This is a genomic window from Nocardiopsis potens DSM 45234 (assembly GCF_000341105.1).
Classification (GTDB): domain Bacteria; phylum Actinomycetota; class Actinomycetes; order Streptosporangiales; family Streptosporangiaceae; genus Nocardiopsis_A; species Nocardiopsis_A potens.
The window spans coordinates 44337-56342 of sequence record NZ_ANBB01000040.1; the positions used below are offsets into that span (position 1 = coordinate 44337).

Genomic DNA, 12006 nt, shown 5'->3' on the forward strand with positions numbered 1-12006 from the left:
GCGACTTCGGTCACAGGCCCTCCGCCCGGAGGTCACACCCGAAACCCCCGGCCCCGGCCGGTTCCCCCGGATCCGCCGTACTGACCTGCGTTTTCGGCGGTCCCGCGCTGACCTCGGAAAGCACCACCCCGGCCGGCTGTGACCGCCCGCACAGGTACAGGATCGGTCGCCATGGACGCGGCCGGGTAGACCGGCCTCAGGGAGGGACCAGCGTTGACCGAAACAGGACACCGGGCCGCCGCCCCGTCCGGGCCGGCCCCCGCATCGCCCGCCCCGGACCCCCGGGGCCTCGGCCTGCCCGGCCTGCTCTCCGCGGTCGCCGCCGCCGTCCCGGAGCGCACCGCGGTGGCCGCCGGCGGCCGCCGGCTGAGCTACGCCGGCCTGGAGCGCCGCGCCGGGCTGCTCGCCCGGCACCTGGCCGCCGCCGGCGTCCGCCCCGGCGAGCACGTGGCGCTGCTCTCCTACAACCGCGCCGAATGGCTGGAGTCGTTCTTCGGGGTGCTGCGCGCGGGCGCCGTCCCGGTGAACGTGAACTACCGCTACATCGCCGAGGAGCTCCGCTACGTGCTGGACGACTCCGGGGCGGTGGCGCTGATCGCGGAGCGCTCGCTGACCCCCGCCGTCGCCGGGGTCCGCGACCGCCTGCCGCGCCTGCGCCACGTGCTGCTGCTCGACGACGGCGCCCCGTGCCCGGAGCCCGGGCCGCTGCCCGGCACCGGCTACGAGGAGGCGCTGGCCGGGGCGGCGGAGCTGCCCGAGCCCGCCGCCGAGTCCCGCGGCGACGCGCTCTACCTGCTCTACACCGGCGGCACCACCGGCTTCCCCAAGGGCGTCATGTGGCGCCAGGAGGACATCTTCCGCGCGGCCCTGGAGCGGCGCGGCCCCGGCGACCCGCGCATCCGGAGCGCCGCCGACGCCGGGGAGCGCGCCCTGGCCTGCTCGGCCCACCGGATGCTGGTGCTCGGCCCGCTGATGCACGCCGCCGGCCAGTGGAACGCGCTCGGCATGCTGTTCTCCGGCAAGACCGTGCTGCTCAACACCGACCGGGTGTTCGACGCCGACCGGGTCGCCGCGCTGGCCGACCGGGAGGGCGCGCACTCGGTGCAGCTGGTGGGGGACGCGATGGCCCGGCCGCTGGCCCAGGCCCTGCTCGCCGGCGGGTACGCCTGCGCCGGCCTGCGCACGGTCGCCTCCGGCGGGACCCCGCTCACCCCGGCGGTCCGCGCCCTGTGGCGCACCTGGCGGCCCGGGATCGCGCTGCGGGACAGCTACGGCGGCTCGGAGACCGGGGTGTGCGGCGCGGCCGCCGAGGGCCCCGGCGAGCGCCGGTTCGCCATGGGCGCCAGCGTGTCCGTGCTGGACGAGCGGATGCGCCCGCTGCCGCCCGGTTCCGAGGCGGCCGGCCGGATCGGCCGGATCGCCCGCACCGGCCGGATCCCGCTCGGCTACCTCAACGACCCGGACAGGACCGAGCGGACCTTCCCCCGGGACCCGGACGGCCGCCGCTGGGTGATGTCCGGCGACTACGGCACGGTGGCCGAGGACGGGTCGATCGTGCTGCTGGGCCGCGGCTCGGCGGTGATCAACACCGGCGGCGAGAAGGTCTACCCCGAAGAGGTCGAGTCGGTGCTCAAGGCGCACCCCGACGTCGCCGACACCATCGTGGTGCCCTCCCCCGACGAGCTGCTCGGGCAGCGGGTCACCGCCGTGATCGCACCGGTCCCCGGCCGCTCCCCGTCCCCGGAGCGGCTCCGCGAGCACTGCCGCACCCGGCTCGCCGGGTTCAAGGTGCCGCGCGCCTTCCGCGTGGTCGACCGGGTGCGGCGGACCGCCGTCGGCAAGCAGGACTACCGGTGGGCGGCTGCGGTGGCGCGCGGCGCCGCCCCCGCCGCCCGCGAGGGGGCGCCCGCCGGCCGCTGACCCCGCCCCCGGCCGGTGGTCTCGGCGCCGCGGCCCGCCGGTGCGCGCCGACGGGGCCGCGGTGCCGGGACGGTCGCGGGAAGGGGCCGCGCCGCCGGGGGAAGCGGAGGGGCGCGGGAAGAAGGAATGCGGGAAGCCTCGCCGGTTCCGGGAACCCGCCCGCGCCGCCCGCACGTTGCCGGGGTGCCGCCCGGGACGGGCGAGCAGGCCCGGCGGAGCCCGCGGAATCCCTAGACTGTGAGGCTCGCGCCGCCGCTCGGAGTCCCGGCCGTTCCCGCCTCCGGCACGTTCGCGGCATCCCTCCTCGATCCCTCGAAGACGAAACACGAGATATGGCGAAAACCATCGGGACCCATCTGTCCAACGTCGTCCGCGGAGGCCTCATCGGCACCGCGGAGGTCGTTCCCGGCGTCAGCGGCGGCACGGTCGCGCTGATCGTGGGGGTGTACGAGACCCTCATCACCTCGGCCGGCCACGTGCTCACCGGGCTCCGGTTGGCCGCCTCCGACCTGCCGCGCGGCCGGGGGGCGGGGCGGGCCGCCGCGGAGTTCCGCCAGGCCGACTGGGCCGCCATCGGCGCCGTGCTCATCGGCATGGTGGCCGCCGCGCTGCTCGCCGCGAAGATCATCGCCCCGCTGGTCGAGTCCGAGCAGCAGCGCTCCTACGCCCTCTTCTTCGGCCTGGTGCTGGCCTCGCTCTGGGTGCCCTACACCGCGGGCGGGCAGCGCTGGAAGGCCTGGCACTACCTGCTAGCCATCGCGGCGGCCGCGATCGCCTTCGTGCTGACCGGCCTGCCGCCCGCGCACGTGGAGCCCTCGGCCCCGATCGTGATCGTCGCCGCGGCCGTCGCGGTCTCCGCGCTGATCATGCCGGGGATGTCCGGCTCGTTCATCCTGCTCACCCTGGGCCTGTACGCGCCCACCATGGACGCGGTGAACAACCGCGACTTCGGCTACCTCGGCACCTTCTTCCTCGGCGCGCTCCTCGGCGGCGCGCTCTTCGTGAAGCTGCTGCAGTGGCTGCTGGAGCACCACCGGATGGTGACCCTGGTGGCGCTGACCGGTGTGATGGCCGGCTCGCTGCGCGCCCTGTGGCCCTGGCAGGACGAGGAGCGCACCCTCTACGCCCCCTCCGGGGACGTCCCGTTCACCCTGGTCATGGTCGCGGTCGGATTCGCGATCGTGGTCGCGGTCCTGCTCATCGAGCACCTGGTCAAGAAGGGCGGCCGGAAGAGCGGCTCCGGCGGCGGCCGGCACGCCCGGCCCGCCGTCCGGGAGTCCGCCCGGCTGTGACAGGCTGAAGACCCGGCCGCCGAGGCGGCCGGCCGCTCCGGCCCTTTCGGGGCGGAAGCGACGGCGCGGGGTGCCGGTGCACGCCACCGGCTGAGAACACACCCGTCGAACCTGATCTAGCTCGCACTAGCGAAGGGACGCCACATGGGCTCCTTCAACATCCTGTCCATCGCCGGCACCGACCCCAGCGGGGGCGCGGGGATCCAGGCCGACCTGAAGGCCTTCTCCGCCCTCGGCGGCTACGGCACCACCGTGGTGACCGCCCTGGTCGCGCAGACCACCACCGGCGTCGCCGCGGTGCACCCGGTCCCCCCGGAGTTCGTCTCCCGGCAGCTGACCACGCTCCTGGACGACGTGCGCATCGACGCGGTGAAGATCGGCATGCTGGCCGACACCGGCGTCATCGAGGCGGTCGCGGCGGCGCTCGACGCCTACCGGCTGCGCAACGTGGTGCTCGACCCGGTGATGGTGGCCAAGAGCGGCGACCGGCTGCTGGCCGCCGAGGCGATCGAGGCGCTGCGCACCGTGCTGCTGCCCCGGGCCGACCTGGTCACCCCGAACCTCCCGGAGGCCGCCGACCTGCTCGGCGAGGACGAGGCGGCCGACCTGGCGGAGATGGAGGAGCAGGCCCGCCGCCTGCTCAAGCTCGGCCCGGCCCGGGTGCTGCTCAAGGGCGGCCACCTCTCCGGCGGCGACAGCACCGACCTGCTGGTGGAGCCGGACGCCCCGGCCGTCCCGTTCACCGCGGAGCGGATCCCGACCAGGAACACGCACGGCACCGGCTGCACCCTGTCGTCGGCGATCGCGGCCCTGCTCCCGCAGCGCGCCGGGGTCGCCGAGGCGGTGCGGGACGCCAAGTCCTACCTGACCGAGGCGCTGCGCCGCGCCGACGAGCTGGAGGTCGGCCGCGGCAAGGGGCCGGTGCACCACTTCCACGCCTGGTGGTGACGGCGCCCGTCCCCGCCGGCCCCGGCGCGCGGACTCAGCCCCGCCCGTCCCCGTCCGCCTGGGCGAGGGCGAGGCGGCTGAGCGCCGCGGCCGCCTCGGCCGGGTCGGCGCCGCGGCCGACCGCGATGCCCATCAGGTAGGCGGTCAGCGGGGCCGCCGGGCGGGCCACCGAGTGCGCGGCGTCCCTGGCGAGGTCGAGGATCCGGTCCACGTCGGCCTTGTCCATCTCCTCGGCCAGCTCCAGCTCCGCGCTGACCAGCCGCGCCCATTCCACCAGCGTCATCGTCGCTCCCCGGCATCGGTGCTCTGCTCTCGCCGACGATCCTAGGACTCCGCCGGGGAACGCGGCAGCACGATGATCTTGACGTTGCGGGGGCATCAGAGCGCTCCGATGCCCCCGCAACGTCAAGATCATCGCCCTGGGGCGGCGCGGGGGCGGCCGCGGGGAAGGGAGGGTCCGGGTGCGGCGGGGCCCGCGGGGGCGCTAGCCTGGCCCCGGCGGCAAGGAGCGGGACCGGCCCTTCCGCGATGACCGGTCCCGCTCCTCCGTGTCCGCCCCCGGGCCTCCCCCCCGGAGGGCCCGGGAGCCGCTCAGGCCGCGGCCGCCACCGGGGCGGCGACGTCGGCCAGCACCTCCTCCAGCCGGTCCAGGTGCGCCTGGATCCACGGCAGCCGGGTGGGGTCGTCCACGGCGAGCGCCGCGTACCGCTCGGCCTCGGTCTCCCCGTAGAGCAGGCTGGTGGCCACCCGCATCCGCAGCGCCTCGGCGCTCTCGCCGAACTCCACCGCGGGCAGCACGCCCATGCCGTACCGCTCCAGCAGCAGCCCGCACAGCTCGGGGCCGGTGCCCACGCCGTGGTCGGCGGCGAGGCGCTCGCGGTGCGCCTCGAAGTCGGGGTAGAGGTAGAACGCCGCCTGCGGCGCGGCCACCGACGCCCCGGCCGCGGTGAACCGCTCGGCCACCGCCCGGGCCACCGCCCCGTGCAGCCGGCGGCTGCGCTCGATGTGCGCGGTCAGCTCGGCGGGCTCGGCGAACGCCAGCGCCCCGGCCCGCTGCACCGGCCCGGTCGGGCTGGACCAGATCTCGCTGGCCACGCCGAGCAGCCCGGCCCGGATCCGGCGGCCCAGCGGGGAGTCCGGCAGCCGGGTGACGCCGAGCCGCCAGCCGCCCAGGGCCAGGCTCTTGCTCAGCCCGGTGGTGATCACGGTGCGCTCCGGGGCGAACTCGGCGGGGCTGCGGACCTCCACCGCCGGGTCGTGCACCAGGTCGCGGTAGATCTCGTCGGAGATGACGACCAGGTCCAGGGCGCGGGCGACCTCGGCGAGCCGGCGGACGGTGTCCTCGGAGGCGACCGTCCCGGTGGGGTTGTCCGGCAGCGTGGTGATCACCGCGCGCACGTCCCGTCCCTGCCCGCGGGCGGTGCTCACCGCCTCGGCCAGCAGGTCCGGCTGGGGCACGCCGCCCTGGCCGCGCTCGGTCGGCACGAACAGCGGCCGGTTGCCGGCCAGCCGGCTCTGCGCGGCGTAGCTGACCCAGCTCGGCGCGGCGATCGCGGCGTCGCCGCCGATGGCCAGCAGCAGCGCGTACAGCAGCGGCTTGCTGCCCGGGCCGGCCACGACCGCGTCCGGGTCGGTGGGCAGCCCCCGCCGGCCCCAGTAGCCCGCTGCGGCCTCGCGCAGCACGGCGCTGCCGGCCACCGGACCGTAGGCGTTGTCCCCTCCCCCGGCCGAGAGGGCGTCCCGCATCATCTGGTGGACGGGAAGCCCCGCCTCACCGAAGCCGAGCGGGAGCACCTGCACGCCCTGGCGGCGCTTCTCGGCGAGGGCTTCGTTGACGGCGAGGGTCGCTGAAACGGCGACTGTCATGGAGGAATCAACTCCAGCTGATCCAGGTGGCCGGTCTTGAGACCGCCTTTCCGGTGCCTTCACTCTCAGCCTGCCCCGCCCGACGCGTTACCACAAGCGACTCTTTTCGATGGTGAGCGTAAGCTGTCCTTATGCTCGATCTGAGAAGGCTCCAACTGCTCCGGGAGTTCGCCGAGCAGGGCACCATCGCGGCCGCCGCGGCCTCCCTGGGCTACACCCCCTCGGCCGTCTCCCAGCAGCTCGCCGCGCTGGAGCGCGAGGTCGGCGCACAGCTGCTGGACCGCAGCGCGCGCAGCGCCGAGCTCACCGAGACCGGCCGGCTCCTCGCCGAGCAGGCCGAGCAGATCCTGGCCATGGTGGAGGCGGCCGAGTCCGTCCTGGCCGAGCAGCGCGGGGTCGTCACCGGCAGGGTCACCGTGACCGCCTTCCCCACCGGCGCCGTCGCGTTCGCGCCGCGCCTGGCCGAGCGGCTGCGCCGGCACGCCTCGATGCAGCTGGTGCTCCGGCAGACCATGGAGGGCTCGGGGGTGCGCCAGGTCAGCGCCGGGGAGGCCGACATCGCCCTGGTCGATATCTGGACCGGCCGCCCCCCGGACACCGGCGCCGGCAAGATCCGCCACGAGCTGCTGCTGCGCGACCCGATGGTGCTGGCGGTCCCCGAGGACCACCGGCTCGCCGACCCGGCCCTCCCGGTCGAGCTGGACCGGCTGGTCGGCGAGTCGTGGATCGCGGCCCCGCAGGGCGAGCCGTCCCGCTACGGGACCGACGCGGTCCTCGCCGACGTCGGCGGCGCCCCCGCGGCGGCCTGGGAGTTCGAAGGGCTGGCCACCATCCTGGGGCTGGTCTCCCGGGGGATCGGCATCGCCGCGGTGCCCGCCCTGGCGCTGACCGCGGGGACCGCGGGACTGGCCTTCCGACGGCTTCCCGGGGAGGCCCCGGCCCGCGGCGTCTACGCCTCGGTCCGCGCCGCCAGCCTCCGCCGCCCCGCCATCGGCGTCACGCTCCGCGCCCTGCGCCGAGCCGCGGCCGACGTCCAGCGCGACCTCGCCGAGGTGCTGGACCGGATCCCCGGCGCCTGACCCGCACCCCCTTACTCCGGGGAAGGTCAGCCGGTGCTCGGCTCCTCCCCCGCCCTGCGGGTGCGGAGCTCGCGGCGGGCCGCCCGGTCCAGGCGGCGGCGGAGCCTCCGGGCGATGTGCCGGGCCCGGTCCCGGTCCTCCCGGCAGTTCCACCACCGGGTGAAGGCCTCCAGGCGGTCCTGGCGGGCCGCGGTGAGCTCGTTCTCCAACCGCATCACCCGCTCCTCCAGGTCGCGGTGGGCGCGGTCGAGTTCGGCGAGCCGGTTCTGGTACTCCTCGGCCTCGCACTCGGCAATGTTCAGACGGGCGGCGACGCTGTCGGCGTACGCCGCCCCGTCCGTTCGGCTGGACCCCACGAACCACACACTTCGTGTGTTTCCAGCAAAGGCGATAGCCCACCAGATCGTGACGCAAAAACCACGGAAAGTCACCATCCGGTCGGCGGGCGCGGAAACGGCCCGCCGGGGGCCGCTCCCCCTGGGAGAGGAGCCCTCCGGCGGGCCGCTTCCGTGCCGGGCTCAGGCCGGGACCGGGTGGCGCCGCGGCCGGGCCGGGCGCCCCGGGGCCGCCCCGCCGCGGCCGGGCACCGGCCCCTGCGGACCGCCCCTGGTCGGCCGGACCCCGGTGTAGATCTCCTCGAAGCGCGCCAGGGAGCGGCGGTGGTCGTGGGTGAGCGCGATCTCCCGGGAGGCCGCGCCCATCGCCTCCCGTCCCGAGCCCAGCACCGCGAGCAGCCGGTCCGCCAGCCCGGCGACGTCGCCCGGCCGGTACAGGTAGCCGTTGCGGCCGCGGTCCACCAGGTGCGGCAGGGCCAGGGCGTCCGCCGCGACCACCGGCAGCCCGGTCGACATGGCCTCCAGGGTGGCGATGCTCTGCAGCTCGGCGACGCTCCCGATGGCGAACAGATCGGCGGCCACGTACACCCGCGGCAGCTCCTCGTCCGGGACGAACCCCAGGAAGTGCACCCGGTCGGCGACCCCCAGCCCGGCGGCCAGCTCGCGCAGCTCCGCTTCGCGCTGCCCGGTGCCGGCCAGCACCAGCTGCAGGTCCCGCTCCCGGTGCACCAGCGGCAGCGCCCGGATCAGCTCGTCGATCCGCTTCTCCTCGTCGAGCCGGCCGACGAACGCCATCGTCTCCCGGTCCGGCAGGCCGAACCCGGCGCGGGCGCCGGCCCGCTCGGCCGGGCGGGGGTGGAAGCGCTCCAGGTCGATGCCGCAGGAGACCGCCTCGACCGGGCGGTCGTAGCCCTTCTGGGCGAGCAGGTCGGCGGCGCGCCGGGTGGGCGTGGTGACGTAGTCGGCCTCGTTGGCCACCCGCACCATGTCCCGCCAGGCCAGCCGGCCCGCGAGGCCCTGCAGCCGCTCCGGGATGTGCGCGTGCGCGAACAGGTTGTCCGGCATGAAGTGGTTGGTCAGCACCACCGGGGTCCCGGAGATCCGGCCCTGGCGGACGGTCGCCCTGCTCACCGTGAAGTGGCTCTGCGCGTGCACCACGTGCGGGGCCAGCCGGTCCATGATCCGCGCGACGTGGCCCGCGATGCCGAGCGGGACGGCGGTGCGCATCGTCGGGTGGACCAGCACCGGGGCGGAGCGCAGCCGGTGCAGCGTCACCTCCCCGTCGTAGGCGATGCCGGGCGCGCCCTCCTCCGAGGCGCAGACGACGTGCACGTCGTGGCCGCGCTCGGCGAGGCCGGTGGCGAGCCGGTGGGTGAAGTAGCCGGCCCCGTTGACGTCCGGAGGATAGGTGTCGGTGCCGATGAGGACGCGCAACCGCCGGTCACGCCCTGTGGTCCGTCGGCTCTCCGGTCCGGAGGTCCGAGGGGCTCTCTCCATCGGTGAGGACATCTCGCTTCTCCTGTCCTGGTTCGGGATCCGCGGCGGAACCCTCTCCGCGGGACCGGACGCCGCGGGCGGCCTCCGGGTTCTGGTTCTTCGACTTGGCCAGCACCGCGATGCCGGCCGCGGCCACCACCGCGAACACCGCGGCGGCCGCCTGCTCCGGCGGCGACGACGGCAGTCCTTCGCCGAGCAGCAGCGCGCCCAGCCCCGCCCCGACCACCGGGTCGGCGACCAGGAGGATCGCGTAGGCGGCCGAGAAGTGCCCGGTGCGGTAGGCGTTCTGCATCATCAGCCCGCCGAACAGCGCCACCCCGATCGCGATCGGGGTCAGCCAGCTGAACACGGCCATCGGGTCGGCGGCGGTCCCGGACGCCACGACCCGGGCGATCGCCGAGGTCGTGCCGAGCGCACTGCCGCCGACGGTCGCAAGGATCACGCCCCGGATCCCCGGCCGCACCTTGCGGGCGACCGCGAGGGCGACCGCCCCGACGCCGAGCACGCACCCGGCCAGCACCAGGGCGGTGCCGACCGTCATCCGCGGGGTGTCCGCGGTGTGCGGGAAGAGCATGATGACGCCGACCAGGCCGACCATGACCGCCACGCCCGCGCCGATCTGGCCCGGGCGCACCCGGCGCCGGGTGAAGGCCATCGACAGCACGATCGCGAACAGCAGACCGGTGACGCCGATCGGCTGGATGATGGTCAGCGGGGCCCCGCTCAGCGCGATCAGGTGCAGGGAGACGCCGGCCGCCGCGGCGAGGGTGCCGATCAGCCACCTCGGCCGCTGGGCCAGGTAGACCAGCAGGCTGAACCGGGCGACGCTCTTGCCCGGCGCGCGGACCGCGTCGCGCTCCTGCAGCGCCGAGCCGAGGGCCATGCAGAACGCCCCGGCCAGCGCGATCAGGACCGACCAGATCAGCATGGCACCTCCGCCCCGAGGGAACCGGGGGTCCGGCCGACCGGCTCCGGAACGTCCACGCTGTCCCCCTCCGTACGGCGGCTCGTCATCGCCGCGCTGTCGTCGTTGAAAACGTTACGGAGCGCCGTTCCCGGAATCGATGAAGGCACCACCCCGGTCCGGGTGGTGTTCGCCCCACCTCCGGGGGCGCCTCCGCACCACCCTCACCCGGCGGAACCCCTTCCAACCGCCTCCGGCCTCCCCTTCCCTCCGTCTCCGCACGCCCTCTCTGGCACTCCTACCCGAACCATAGATAACAGCCCTCTTCTTCGCGTCCCCCAACAGACGGACATATGGCGGAAACCATTGGTCAAAAGTCGGAGTACCGGCCCCCGGACCCAGGTCGAACGTCCTCATCCGGAAGTCGGGTAAATCCCCGTACTGCGGGGGTGCAGAGCTCCCGCGCGTAGCGGAAAGCAGAGCTCCCGCGCGTAGCGGAAGACAGAGCTCCGCGCCCGGGGAAGAGACCGGTCCCCGCGACCGAGATAGGGATCCGCCGACTTGTCAACCCGATCCTCGACCGTCTCCCGGCGCGCCTCCGCGCGCTTGTGCAGAATTAGGGGGAAATTCCCCCAGCGAGGTAGGTGAGCGCCGGTGGGCGCGGTGGAACTGGACGAGACGGACGGCGCGATCGTGCGCGAGCTCCGGGCCGACGGCCGGCTGCCGTTCGAGGCCCTGGCCGCCCGGGTGGGCCTGTCCCGGGCCGCCGCGCGGCTGCGAGTGCGCCGGATGCAGGAGGCCGGCCGCCTCAAGGTGGTGGGCGTGGTGCACCCGGCGGTGCGCGGCGCGGACGCGCTCGCCGTGGTCGCGGTCGACGTGAACGGCGCGACCTCGGCGGTCGCCGGCCGGATCGCCGAGCTGCCCGGGACCGCGGCGGTGCACCTCACCGCCGGCCGGTTCCCGCTCGCCGCCCAGGTGCGCGCCCGCGACCTGGCCGGCCTGTCGGCCGCCGTGGCCCGGGTGCGCGCCCTCCCCGGCGTGGTGCGGACCGCCGCCGCGGTCTGCACCGAGGTGCTGAAGGACCCCCGGATGGCCGCGGCCGACCCGCCGGACATCGTCCCCGACGGCACCGACCTGCTCCTGCTGGACCTGCTGGAGCGGGACGGCCGGCTGCCCTTCGCCGAGCTGGCCGGGCACGCAGGGCTGTCCGCCGGGGCGGTGCGCACCCGGGTGCTGCGGCTGCTGGACAGCGGTGCGCTCCGGGTGACCGCGGAGCTCGCCCCGTCCGCGGCCGGCCTGCGCCGGCACGGCGGCTTCGCGCTGCGCCTCCTGGGCCCGGCGGAGACCGCCCTGCATCGCGCGGCCGAGTGGCGGGAGGTCCGCTTCCTCGCCCGCTGCCTGGGCGGGAACGACCTGGTGGGAACGGCCGCGGCCGCCTCCCTGGAGGAGCTGCGCGACCTCTTCGAGCGGCTGCGCGGCCTGCCCGGGGTGCGGCTGACCGAGACCTGGGTCCACCTGTCCCGGGTGGAGGTGCCGAGGCTCCGCCCCGCCCTGCCCTGACCCGCCCGGCCCTTGGATGGCCGGTCCCGGACCCGCTGCGTCCGCGCACGTCCGCCGGGCCGTCCTCTTCCGGCCACGCCCTTCCCCCGCCGCCCGGAACCCGCCCCGCGGCCGCCTCCCCGGGTCGGATAGCGTTGCGGTGACGGACGTCGGAAGGAGCGGTGGCGGAATTGTCGGTGCAGGAACGGCTGAACGTCCCGATCGGCCGCGCCGCGGAGAACTGGTCGACCCGGCCGGACTGCCGCCGCGTCCTGGTCGTGGCGCACACGGTCACCGCGATGACGCGATTGACCGACATTCTTCCGGTGTTCGATTCCGACCTCCGCGTGCAATTGGTCTTCACCCGCGCCCGCACCTCGAATTTCCGCGAGGGCGTCACCGAATACCTGAACGACCTGGGCGCCGCCACGGCCCCGTGGGAGCAGGCGATCGAAGAGGATTTCGACCTCGCCCTGACCGCCAGCTACGGCGACGACCTGCACCTGATAAAGGCCCCCCTGGTCGCCGTCTCCCATGGCGCCGGATATAATAAGCTAGTGAGACCGGAAACCCGGAAACCCGGAAACCCGGAAACCCGGAAACCCGGAAACCCGGAAACCCGGAAA

Annotated in this window: 10 protein-coding genes, 1 pseudogene and 1 riboswitch; of the genes and pseudogenes, 6 read left to right on the forward strand and 5 right to left on the reverse strand. The window is 75.3% G+C overall.

Annotation, left to right across the window (positions count from 1 at the left end; translation table 11 throughout):
• The first annotated feature begins 213 nt into the window (after positions 1–213).
• The 3 genes from D459_RS0115975 (at position 214) to thiD (ending at position 4160) form a co-directional block, all read left to right on the forward strand.
• Entirely contained in the window at positions 214–1920 is a 1707-nt protein-coding gene (locus tag D459_RS0115975) for an AMP-binding protein (RefSeq protein ID WP_017594018.1), read from the forward strand.
• Between the two features lie 332 nt (positions 1921–2252).
• Positions 2253–3212 carry a DUF368 domain-containing protein gene (locus tag D459_RS0115980; protein WP_017594019.1) on the forward strand — a complete coding sequence of 320 codons (960 nt, stop codon included), beginning with the start codon at positions 2253–2255 and terminating at the stop codon, positions 3210–3212.
• A 56-nt stretch (positions 3213–3268) separates the two neighbouring features.
• Positions 3269–3367: riboswitch (TPP riboswitch) on the forward strand.
• Positions 3357–4160 carry a bifunctional hydroxymethylpyrimidine kinase/phosphomethylpyrimidine kinase gene (gene thiD / locus D459_RS0115985; RefSeq protein WP_017594020.1) on the forward strand — a complete coding sequence of 268 codons (804 nt, stop codon included), beginning with the start codon at positions 3357–3359 and terminating at the stop codon, positions 4158–4160. Its footprint overlaps the riboswitch before it by 11 nt.
• 34 nt (positions 4161–4194) lie before the next feature.
• On the opposite strand, the gene D459_RS0115990 is transcribed toward thiD, so the two are convergent.
• Together D459_RS0115990 and D459_RS0115995 are read right to left on the reverse strand one after the other, a co-directional pair.
• A complete protein-coding gene (locus D459_RS0115990) occupies positions 4195–4443 on the reverse strand; it encodes a DUF6457 domain-containing protein (RefSeq protein ID WP_017594021.1) in 249 nt (82 codons plus the stop codon).
• 308 nt (positions 4444–4751) lie between these two features.
• On the reverse strand, positions 4752–6026 hold the full coding sequence (locus D459_RS0115995; RefSeq protein ID WP_026120442.1) for a pyridoxal phosphate-dependent aminotransferase: 1275 nt from the start codon (positions 6024–6026) through the stop codon (positions 4752–4754).
• Between the two features lie 131 nt (positions 6027–6157).
• Between D459_RS0115995 and D459_RS0116000 the strand changes: the two genes are divergently transcribed.
• The gene (locus D459_RS0116000; RefSeq protein WP_017594023.1) at positions 6158–7105 is read left to right on the forward strand and encodes a LysR family transcriptional regulator; all 948 of its coding nucleotides are present in this window, start codon (positions 6158–6160) and stop codon (positions 7103–7105) included.
• 26 nt (positions 7106–7131) lie between these two features.
• Here the strand turns inward: D459_RS0116000 and D459_RS0116005 are convergent, their stop codons facing one another.
• From D459_RS0116005 to D459_RS0116015, 3 genes are all read right to left on the reverse strand, one after another.
• Positions 7132–7461 carry a hypothetical protein gene (locus D459_RS0116005; protein ID WP_152522995.1) on the reverse strand — a complete coding sequence of 110 codons (330 nt, stop codon included), beginning with the start codon at positions 7459–7461 and terminating at the stop codon, positions 7132–7134.
• A 162-nt stretch (positions 7462–7623) separates the two neighbouring features.
• Complete coding sequence (locus D459_RS0116010) at positions 7624–8874, reverse strand: glycosyltransferase (protein ID WP_017594025.1); 1251 nt, start codon at positions 8872–8874, stop codon at positions 7624–7626.
• Between the two features lie 7 nt (positions 8875–8881).
• A complete protein-coding gene (locus D459_RS0116015) occupies positions 8882–9865 on the reverse strand; it encodes a DMT family transporter (protein WP_017594026.1) in 984 nt (327 codons plus the stop codon).
• A gap of 630 nt (positions 9866–10495) precedes the next feature.
• Here D459_RS0116015 and D459_RS0116020 point away from each other — a divergent pair.
• Together D459_RS0116020 and D459_RS31785 are read left to right on the forward strand one after the other, a co-directional pair.
• The gene (locus D459_RS0116020) at positions 10496–11401 is read left to right on the forward strand and encodes an Lrp/AsnC family transcriptional regulator (protein ID WP_017594027.1); all 906 of its coding nucleotides are present in this window, start codon (positions 10496–10498) and stop codon (positions 11399–11401) included.
• Positions 11402–11562: 161 nt separating this feature from the next.
• Positions 11563–12006: pseudogene (locus D459_RS31785) on the forward strand (hypothetical protein); the annotation flags it as partial.